Raw genomic sequence first — 9,814 nt, forward strand, 5'->3', positions numbered from 1 at the left:
CCCCTCGCGCCTTGCTTGGGCACGCAGATTGGTCAGGGTACTTTCAAGCCAAGCCCCGGCTCGGACGAACCTGATCCGATCGCGCACACTGGGCAATCCAATCGCAGCCGCCAATCCGACAAGAGAGAGGACCGTTAGAACGACGAGCACTTCAAGCAATGTGAATGCGGATTCAGAGTTCCGACCAGCTCGCCACATCCTGATTCTCTTTCTCGCCTCCGGCGATCCCGTCGGCCCCGAAGCTGAGCAAGTCATACTCGCCGTGCTCTCCTGGTGCTCTGTAGTGATAAGGCCGGCGCCAAGGGTCCGTCAGAACAGCCCTGCTTCGCAGGTACGGGCCACGCCAGTTGGAACTGCCGGCAGGTGCCTGGAGCAAAGCCTGTAAGCCCTCCGCCGTGGAGGGAGCGCGGCCGACGTCAATGCGGTAGAGGTCGAGCGCCGTCATCAGCTCCTGCACCTGCAGCCGCGCCGTATCGCTTTTGGCACGGTCGAGATACCCCATAAGCTGGAAGGACCCGAGCGTGGCCAAAAGCCCTAGGATTACCATTACCACCAGAATCTCAAGGAGTGTCATCCCGCTCCGGTCCTGACGGATGAGGCTCGACGCCAGACTAACGTGGAGGCGGCGTAAGATGTCGTGAGGCTTCATTGGCTTGCAAGCTCGTTGATACCCAGAATGGTGGACAGCATGGCGTAAACGATCACACCGGCGATGATGCCGAAGCCGATGGTGAGGAGTGGTGTCAGCATGGCGGTCATCGCTTTCAGCTGCCGCGTGGCGCGCGCTTCATGCAGGCCGGCGGCTCGCTCAAGGGCAGCAGCGAGGCCACCCGTCCTTTCTCCGACACGGATCAGACCGATGGCGTCCTCCTGCAGCACTTGACTTGCGGCAATCGCATCGCCGATCGCGGCCCCGGAAAGGACAGAATGGTGGGCCGCCTCAAGGCCACTCCGCATTCGACGGTTGGAAACGGTTTGAAATGCCATCAGCATTGCCGCTGGCAGAGCGATGCCTCCGCTTAAGAGTGCGCTCAGCGTCCTAGCGAAACGACCGGTTTCAATCACTCTTACGAGAGGACCAAACACCGGCGCCGCCAGAATCATGGCATCGAGTCGGGCACGCGCCGCGGGCGTGACGATCAGGAGGGCGGCCACTAAAATCAGGAGAGCGCTGACACCGAACAACGCAATGCCGTAATCTCGGAGGGCATGGCTGACGGCGAGAACCAGTCTCGTTACCGCTGGAAGACGGTCCTCTCCGCCCTCGCCGATCAGACCTTCGAGATTGGGCACAACGACAAGCAAGAGGACGAGAATTCCGGCGCCTGCGGTCGCGAGCAGGAAAAGCGGGTAAAGAAGCGCGTTCCGGACATCTTCGATCATTGCTCGGCGGGCAAGCAGATCGTCCCCGAGCCGCCGAATGGTAGGCCCAAGATTGCCGGCAGCCTCCCCAGCCTGGATCAGAGCCCGGTAGATCGGCGGGAAAAGGCGCGGGAATTGTCCAAGCGCCTCATGGAGCGGCATGCCCGCCTTCACCGCCTCTCTGATCGTTACGAGCACCTGCCGTGTGGGCGGGCGACACGTGCGCCCCATCAACGCGATACTTTCCTCGACGGAAATGCCGGCTTCCACAAGCCCTCCCCATTCCTGAGATAGACGTGCCAACTCGAGCCCGTCGAGGGGCGGCCTCGACATCACCTCCCGGTTGAGCATTGCCCAAGTGGAAGAGAGCAGCGAAGGATTGCCAATCCGAATGACTAAAAGGCCGCGGCCTCGCAAAACACCAATTGCGTCCTGGACGCTGGCTGCTTCGATGACGCCGTTGCGAGCTTCGTTGCCTGTCGTAGCGGCGAAATAGCGAAAGCGGGCCATCATGTGGATCCGACAATACGAACGAGTTCATGAACGTCGATGAGGCCTTCCGCGACCTTCGCCAATCCGTCATCGAGCATCGTTTGAAAACCGCTAGCTTGTGCCTCCTGGGATAGGGTCGCTTCATCGGCTCGGCGCAATAGAAGGGACCGAATTGCGTCGGTTATCGGAACGAATTCCGCCACAGCCACCCGACCAGCGTAGCCCGACCCTCCACACGCCGTGCACCCTGTTGAGCGGAAGCTGATGTCGTTCTTTAGGCGCGCTCCCCAGAGATCCCGAAAGAAGGGTTCGACCGGATGAGGCTCGCGGCAATATTGGCACAGGCAGCGTGCCAACCGCTGCGCCATGGACGCACGGACAGTGGATGCCAGAAGATAAGGCTCCATCCCCATGTCGACCAGACGCGGCAGGGCTGCGATCGCATTGTTGGTATGGAGGGTCGCGAGAACCAGATGCCCGGTCAATGCCGCTTGGTTTGCGACAGCAGCTGTCTCGCTATCCCGGATCTCGCCGACCATGATAACGTCTGGATCTTGTCGCAGAACCGCTCGCAAAGTACCTGCGAAGTCGAGACCGATCTTTCTGTTGACCTGGATCTGATTGACCCCATCGATCTGATATTCGATCGGATCCTCGACCGTCACGACATTCAGTTCCGGGGAAGCGATAGACCTGAGCGCAGCATAAAGCGTCGTGGTTTTGCCTGATCCGGTCGGTCCTGTCATCAGCATCAATCCATGGGTCTGAGACAGAACCTGACGGAGCGACTGAATGGTCGACCGAGATAGCCCGAGAGTTTCGAACTCCAACGTGACGTTGGATCGATCCAAGACTCGCAGCACAGCGCCCTCTCCGCTGAGGTGTGGCATGGTCGAAATGCGCAAATCGATCTCACGTCCGCGCCAAGGCACACGGATCCGGCCATCCTGTGGCAGGCGCCGCTCGGCGATATCGAGACCCGCCATGATCTTAAGTCGTGAAATGATCGCGGCATGAAGATGTGATGGCGGCGCCTCGGCATCCTGCAGAACTCCGTCGATGCGGTAGCGAATGCGCATCCCTGTGCGAGTGCCGGAAATGTGAAGATCGGAGGCTTTGCGCTCGATCGCCTGGTCGATCAGCCGATGGACCATCCTGATGACAGGCGCATCGCTCGCGAGGTCACGGAGCCGTTCTGCATCGGGACTCAGCCCGGATCCTATACCCGACTGAACCTCGGCTTCCGGCGCCATGTTTTCGGACTGATAAAGACGGGCAAAGGCAGCTGCAAAATCTCCTGGCCGCGCCAGAAGCGGCACGACAGACAGGCCAGTCTTTTCCTCAATGGCCGCAGGGCTGAACTTATCCAGCGGATCAACCACCGCAAGACGAAGAGTTGTTTCATTCGCGCTGATCGGAATGGCCTGAGCATACGCCAGGAAGGCTCTCGACAATGTATCGGAGAGGAGAGCTTCCGGCGGATATTCGTCAAGCGACACGATCCTGAGGCCCGTCACGTTCGACCAAGCCTCCGCCAGTGCGGCATCAGGCACGAGGCCGAGTTTATTTAGGACCCGGTCACAGCGTTCCCCACTTTCGGCGGCAGCCCGGCGTCCCCGCTCCAGTGCCTGTTCTGTCAGGATTCTACCGTTCAGGAAAAGCGTTAGAATTCGTTCGACGAGAACGTCATCGGGTTCAAGGAATACCTGAGTGATAGAACCTGTCACGGCACTATCCAGGGTGCATAGCCGACGGTCTGAATGATCCAAGTCGCCAGCATTCCGATGCATAAGAATGGACCGAACGGAAGCTCCTGCCTTAGATTGAAACTTTTTCTCGACATCCCGCGAATGGCTACGAACGCCAGCGCGGACAATGATGACAGCAGGAGCATGGGCGCAAGACCTTGCCAGCCGACCCATAAGCCTGCACCACCCATGAACTTGACGTCCCCTAATCCCAGCCCCTCATGTCCTCTGATGCGTCTGTATGTGGTGCGAAGCGCTAGCAGCGTCGTGAAGCCGAGCACGCCGCCGATGAAACTTGCAACGAATGATGTGGTGTCGAGCAATGTCGCGGAGATTAAGCCGCCACCGGCAATTGCAGCGTTCAGTCTGTTCGGGATAATGAGCCGTCGAAAATCGATGACGGACACCACCAACGAGAGGAAGGCCAGATAGGCTCCCGCGAGCCAAATGAAGTGGCTATTCTCTGTCACATGAGGCTCAGACGATGAAGAAGTCCTTTACCCCCAAATTCGGTTTATTCTTGAGGATCGCGAAAAGAACCGGATCTTTGCCCCCGCTACCATCCAGATCGACATACAGACGGCCCTTGCTTTGATCGTACAGGATTCGGTCATCGCTCTCCGATGCGGTCGGGGAGCCTTTGAACTTAACGAAAGCCTCGGCGTTCATCTTACCCTTACGCATGCCGAACACTTTGTCGACGAGATGGATCTTGTCTTCCTTCACTTTGAAGTCGAGAATTGTGTCAACCCCGCCGCTTCGGCTGTCGAAGACGAACGCGTCTCGCCCTTTATTGCCCTTGAGCATGTCGATCCCGCCTTTGCCATTGAGGATGTCCGCACCCATGCTCCCGAAAATGGATTGCCCAAGTTCATTTCCGATGAGCTGCATCGGACCGATACTCGAGTTCGCAGCTTGGAGCACTTCGATTGAAAGTTTCTTTTGAAGCGTGAAGCTGACAGTCGTGAGGATCGTGTCTTTGCCCTTTTGGGCTTCCGCAATTCTATCTTGTAACGTTGTCGACCAGGAACGTGTCGTTTCCGGCTCCCCCATACAGGAGATCGCTCCCCGTTCCACCGTCCAGCGTATCATTCCCGGCATCGCCGATCAGGATATCGGCACCATCGCCTCCTATCAGGCGATCGTTACCTCCTAGGCCGTTGATCTGATCCGCCCCACGGCCACCGGACAATACATCGGCAGATGAGCTGCCAACTATATTCTCGTCCCAACCGACAACGGTGAAAACAAGGCGCGCAGTATCTTCATCGCCGGTATCATTTCGAGCCAAGTATGTGAAAATATCCGTACCCGACTCTCCAGCAATCAGGTCGTTGGCGAAGTTGGCGGTGTAGGTGAAAGTGCCATCTCGGTTAAGCGTGAGCGAGCCGTAGGTCCCTTTGAGAACCAAGGGGCCAGTTGCATCTTGTGAGACAGGCGTTGCTACGCCAGCGGCAGCACTGCGGATCGTCAGCTCCTTGACAAGTGGAGGTGGCCGGTCGGGATCGACATCATTTGCAAGGACGCTTCCGGAAACGCTTGCGTCCTCGACAGCTATGAATGAGTCATCTACTGAAAGCAGTGGATCGTCGACTGGAGCGATCTGGAACGTAGCGGTGCTTGCGCCGAAGGGCTGCTCGTTGAGACTTGCCGCAACCGTGAGCGTCCGTGCCTCTGACCGGAGAACCTCATTCGGGTTGTCGTATTGGACACTGCGCATAATCGCCGAAACGACTTCGTCGCTGGCAGCTCCGTTGAGAAGGATCTCGAAAGACGTTGCCGAAAGTCGCGCATAGCTCCCGACAATACTGCCTGAGTAGGTCAAGGTGGAACCTGAAAGGCCGAGCTGCCCAACGCCCGTTCCCAGCGCCCTCAGCGCGATGGCCTCCCCCGCCCCGGCCCCGCCAAGCGCGATCAGGATCTTAACTCCTTCCCACCCGATCCCACCGGAATGGGCGGATACATCGTGATCGATGATCGTGGCACCGGATTGCTCGGCGTAATCCAGAGCATCGCCATCGAATCCAGTGAAGGTGAACAGAGGCTCCTGAATCGGATTCTCAACCGTGATTTCGAGCCGCGCGGTTGCTATGCCTCCGGCAGAGCTTGTGATGCTATATGTAAATACATCTTGCTCCGCGCTGCCAGGCGGAATGGCGCCGGCATTATTGGCTAGGTATGTATACGTACCATCAGCGTTCAGTGTGAGAGTTCCAAATGTTCCCTGAATCGACGTACCGGCGGCAGCCTGTGGCGTTGTAGCCTCGTCGCCAGCATTGAAGCCGGTTACAGTCAGCACAGCTGCCGCATCGTCCGGATCGAAATCGTTTTCCGTCACGCTGCCTGCCAGAGAGCCTCCAGCCGTGACCGTTCCGATATCGCCGTCCGCAACCGGATCGTCCTCTTCAGGTTCCGCCGTTACGGCAACTCGGGAAACCGACAGCAGCGTTATTCCACTCGAAAGCGAGAAACTCACGACCTTGTCGGAAGGCGCATCGCTCGTGTTCGCATAGGCGATGCGTCGAACCAGAGCTGCGATCGCGCTATTTGTAGCACCGTCATTGAAGACGACGCTCAGCGCCCCCCCCTGCCCGCCCGCAAGGATTCCGATTTCAATTCCACCGAACGTGACGATACCGCCGTCCAGAACGTCGATTTGACCGGCTCCACTGCCCTCACCCATAACAGAAAAAATCTCTGTCTCGGACGCCTGATCCGACGCGACGGTGAGAACGACACCTTCGAGTGTCGGAAGATTACCGACCACGCGAGCGTTAGCCCCTGCATCGAGCAGAAGTGGAGAGGACCCTTCCGGGTAGGTGAGAGTATCGCCGCCGAGATCTTCAAATTGAAACAAAGGGGGCGCTGTGACGTCAAAATTGAGCGTTGCCGTCGCTTCGCCCCCGTCCTCGTCAACAATGGTATAAGTGAATGTCTCCGTGACCGTTTCGTCCGGGTCTATGGAACTCGCGTTGTCGGCCGTATAGGTGAACGTGCCGGTCGCATCGATGGTCAGCGTGCCATAGGCACCGACAATAGTGATGGGCTCACTGCCGGAGATGGGGTAATCAACGCCTAAGGCATCCCTTACACCAACGACATAAAGCACCCCTTCGTCCGGATTGTCCGGATCGAAGTCATTCTCGGTGAGAATTCCGGTAACAGAATCGTTCGCGCCGAGGGAGAATCCGTCGTCATGGGCGACAGGCGAGTCGTCCGCTGAGATGGAATTCACGGTAACAACGGCACTCGTCAGCACGCTATCGTCGTCTGAAAGGTCGATCGTGATTTCGGCGATGGATTCCGGGGCATCGCCCGTGTCTTCATATGTCAGATTTCGCAGAAGGGCCGTGACCGCGCCGGCATCGTCCGTCGAAAGAGTGATGATCAGCGGCTCTCCGGCTCCGCCGATGACCTCACCGATCTGAACGCCTCCATAGGTGAGGATGCCATCCTCGAAGCCGATCTCGTCGTCATCGGTGCCTTGGTGGCGAATGGAAAGGACCTGTGTCGACGTCATGCCGCCGACGGAGACCATAAGCATCATTCCGGCGAAGCCCGGGGGATCGGCTGAAACGGAAACTGCAGCTCCCTGGTCGATCAGAACGGGCTCGGATTGTTCCTGGTAGTCGAAACTATCGCCGTCAAGATTGGAGATGGTCACGCGCGGCGCCAACGCGACGGCATTCGAGTTGGAAGTCGACGTCATGAATATACTCCGATCTTAGTCGGATCAAACTAAGACATGTTACGAAGTATCATAGCTTGCGTCGCGAGTTTTCAACAAGAAGTAGCAACTATCGCCCAACCACCTATCGTCAGAGGCACTCGCCCACTGACGGCTGCAGCCGGATGTCGGGATGCGGCGACACCGACCACACCGCCGTCGAGGCCGGACCGGGCGCGCGCTCGACATCGGGCCCGAGAAACAGGGTGGTGCGCCCCGCCGGAGCGGTCGGGTCGTCCTTGACGGTCTTCTTCAGCCGCGCCTCGATTAATACTCACAAGCTGGTCAAACGATAAGGCAGTGCTCGATCATTGTGTCGACAAATTTTTGAATGGGCATTGCTGCCCGCCGGATGGATCAAGTTCAAGACGTGCCAGCATCAAGACAGCACCATCAGCTAGCTTTCGTCTAAATAGCATCTGTTGAAAATGACAGCCGGATTCCTTCATCTCTTCAATCTCACCATGGAGGAGTTTGTCTCCAGATGGAAAGAAATCGCGTAGGACACCTCTTATTCTTCCTGTCTTGTTGACTGTTCCGCGCAGTTCCGACTTGATATCTGGCGCTTTAAACTCATCAAACAGGATTTTTAAGTCACTTCCCTTTTTACGTAACGTTTGCGGTTCCGTGTCGCAGCGGCACCTCACTTCCGGACGGGGCCAAAGCGAGCTTCGCGTAGTACCATTTCCAGTTGCCACTCAACTCAACAGCATCAGCTGAGAAGGTCAGCAATATCCCGATCAAGCTAAATACAAAGCTTCTCATTTTTACTCCCACGGGCCTATGAGGTCGATGCCGTTGTGGGCTCGGCGCTCACCTGTCACAGGATGGGTCGATAAACCAAGTCGCTCATTTGATAATAACTAGGCATCACGATTGCTGCATACGAACTGGGACTCATGACCACGTTGTTTACGCTCCGCTGCTCGAAATGCAGATGTGGCCCAGCCACCCGCGCTTCTCGTCGTAAGCGCGCGTCGTCGTGCAGCCGCCATCGCCGTAGGTTGTGGCGAGATGGCGGTCGCCGGCATCGTAGGTCTAGGTCCAGGCACTGCCGCGGGGATTGCGCACGTCGATCAGCGAGTTTTAGCTCTGACACCAAGTGCTTTGGCAATCTCTTCCTTTGATATCACTACTGTATTGCTATCGGATACACTTGTGACATTTGCGCCGCGTACCTGAATGCAAATATCTCGTATCGACTGACGAAGATCGTAAAACTCTTTGAACTCCTCACGGCCATCGTAGCTCAATCTACCTTCGACAAAAATGTAGGTATAATAATTATAGGGTGGAGAAGCTACGGAGCCGATATCTTCATTCCCAGGAGATAATCTATTGCCCTGCCAAAATACAGAAGTGAGCCCAACCGGTCTCAACTTTCCAGCCTTAAACCATGAATCATCACAGAAGTAAGCTCTGGATGCTAGATTAAGACCGCTGCTGGGTGCGACTTTCGACAAATTGATGTTACTGGAGAAGTCAATGCGCAACATTGGCCGGTTTGGCCTCGGCGTCTTATTCCAAGGCAGCTCCTGCTCGGTCCGGTAGTTGACTAGTGTAACCCTTGAAACACCGATTTGAATTTGTCCTGCATTCGCCTGCGGCAAAAGGATTAGATAATTCAATAGACTGTATGTGAGTAGATTACGAAGACACATGTCTCACCTTGCCTCACCAGCAGCCGCCATAGGCGCAGCCAACAACACTTGAGTGGTTTCTGTCTACCTCTACATAGAAATCAGCATAACCTCTGGGGCTTGAGCCCCATGCTCCCCCGATTTGGGCAACCCAATTTCCTCCATCGAAAATTCCCCCTCCAACGGCGTTGACATTGGTCCAACTGCCTGTGTTTGCGGCAACGCCTGAGAAGAAGTCATGTGTCGACACATCAGCATGTCTGCTTACTCCATCGAATGTGATGAGTTCAGCCATATAGGTACCCGAGTAAGCCAGCCTAGCTGCGGTGTCAGCTCCCCAGCTGTGAGCCAGCACGGAAACATTGCCTTGTCGAGCATTGACGAAATCAGCAAGTCCTGGGATGTCCGTCCATGAAAAATAGGCAAGATCAGCCATGGGGTTTAATGCTCTTATTTCTTGGAAAACACTTTGGAAGACATTGGTCCTTCCATCCATGAATCCCCCGACAAAGGCTTGAGAGCCGTATTTGCCGATCGAGTTGGCGACAAACTCTGCAACAGTCTTGGTGTAATCAACGAACTTCGAACTAAGTGAGCCAGTTACGAGGTTTTCAATTGCAAAGAGGCCCTCCATTCGATCTGACCATTCGTTATTCCCTGCAATTTGCCCCGCGATGCCTGGATCGCTGTTGGCCACACCTGCTTCGTAATCGCGCGTCGCGTCGGAGACGCTCTCGCCCGGCAGGCCCGCTTCATGGCCGCCCGGATCTAGGTCGTGGACTCATAACTGCGGATCCAAATGCGGGCTGACACCAGCTTGATGGCGGCCAGGAAGTTGTCTGGGT

Annotated in this window: 9 protein-coding genes and 1 pseudogene; all 10 read right to left on the bottom strand. The window is 56.6% G+C overall.

The genetic code is table 11. The features are described from left to right. Positions 1–108: 108 nt before the first annotated feature. Positions 109–198 (bottom strand): annotated as a pseudogene (locus tag JKL46_RS36915) (prepilin-type N-terminal cleavage/methylation domain-containing protein); the annotation flags it as partial. Further along, complete coding sequence (gene gspG, locus JKL46_RS22005) at positions 173–649, bottom strand: type II secretion system major pseudopilin GspG (RefSeq protein ID WP_201837359.1); 477 nt, start codon at positions 647–649, stop codon at positions 173–175. The pseudogene JKL46_RS36915 and the gene gspG, both read right to left, overlap by 26 nt. After that, positions 646–1,875: a type II secretion system F family protein gene (locus JKL46_RS22010; protein ID WP_201837366.1), complete on the bottom strand. Its 1,230-nt coding sequence runs from the start codon at positions 1,873–1,875 to the stop codon at positions 646–648. Before JKL46_RS22010 ends, gspG begins: the two co-directional genes overlap by 4 nt. Then, positions 1,872–3,581 (bottom strand): GspE/PulE family protein, encoded by a 1,710-nt coding sequence (locus JKL46_RS22015; RefSeq protein WP_343074092.1) that lies wholly within the window; start codon positions 3,579–3,581, stop codon positions 1,872–1,874. The genes JKL46_RS22010 and JKL46_RS22015 overlap by 4 nt, the downstream gene beginning before the upstream one ends. After that, complete coding sequence (locus tag JKL46_RS22020) at positions 3,578–4,072, bottom strand: prepilin peptidase (protein WP_201837370.1); 495 nt, start codon at positions 4,070–4,072, stop codon at positions 3,578–3,580. Before JKL46_RS22020 ends, JKL46_RS22015 begins: the two co-directional genes overlap by 4 nt. A gap of 7 nt (positions 4,073–4,079) precedes the next feature. Next, positions 4,080–4,655 carry a calcium-binding protein gene (locus tag JKL46_RS22025; RefSeq protein ID WP_201837372.1) on the bottom strand — a complete coding sequence of 192 codons (576 nt, stop codon included), beginning with the start codon at positions 4,653–4,655 and terminating at the stop codon, positions 4,080–4,082. Further along, positions 4,606–7,311: an Ig-like domain-containing protein gene (locus JKL46_RS22030; RefSeq protein ID WP_201837374.1), complete on the bottom strand. Its 2,706-nt coding sequence runs from the start codon at positions 7,309–7,311 to the stop codon at positions 4,606–4,608. Before JKL46_RS22030 ends, JKL46_RS22025 begins: the two co-directional genes overlap by 50 nt. Before the next feature lie 326 nt (positions 7,312–7,637). Continuing rightward, positions 7,638–8,027 carry a hypothetical protein gene (locus JKL46_RS22035; RefSeq protein WP_201837376.1) on the bottom strand — a complete coding sequence of 130 codons (390 nt, stop codon included), beginning with the start codon at positions 8,025–8,027 and terminating at the stop codon, positions 7,638–7,640. 378 nt (positions 8,028–8,405) lie between these two features. After that, a complete protein-coding gene (locus tag JKL46_RS22040) occupies positions 8,406–8,825 on the bottom strand; it encodes a hypothetical protein (protein ID WP_201837378.1) in 420 nt (139 codons plus the stop codon). 178 nt (positions 8,826–9,003) lie between these two features. Continuing rightward, complete coding sequence (locus JKL46_RS22045; RefSeq protein WP_201837380.1) at positions 9,004–9,666, bottom strand: hypothetical protein; 663 nt, start codon at positions 9,664–9,666, stop codon at positions 9,004–9,006. Positions 9,667–9,814 lie beyond the last annotated feature (148 nt).

Source organism: Microvirga zambiensis WSM3693 (assembly GCF_016735695.1).
Lineage (GTDB): Bacteria > Pseudomonadota > Alphaproteobacteria > Rhizobiales > Beijerinckiaceae > Microvirga > Microvirga zambiensis.

Bases quoted from the DNA above. Each gene is read 5' to 3' on its own strand.
- gspG (WP_201837359.1), bottom strand. From the start codon at position 649: ATGAAGCCTCACGACATCTTACGCCGCCTCCACGTTAGTCTGGCGTCG.
- JKL46_RS22010 (WP_201837366.1), bottom strand. From the start codon at position 1,875: ATGATGGCCCGCTTTCGCTATTTCGCCGCTACGACAGGCAACGAAGCT.
- JKL46_RS22025 (WP_201837372.1), bottom strand. From the start codon at position 4,655: ATGGGGGAGCCGGAAACGACACGTTCCTGGTCGACAACGTTACAAGAT.
- JKL46_RS22030 (WP_201837374.1), bottom strand. From the start codon at position 7,311: ATGACGTCGACTTCCAACTCGAATGCCGTCGCGTTGGCGCCGCGCGTG.
- JKL46_RS22040 (WP_201837378.1), bottom strand. From the start codon at position 8,825: ATGTTGCGCATTGACTTCTCCAGTAACATCAATTTGTCGAAAGTCGCA.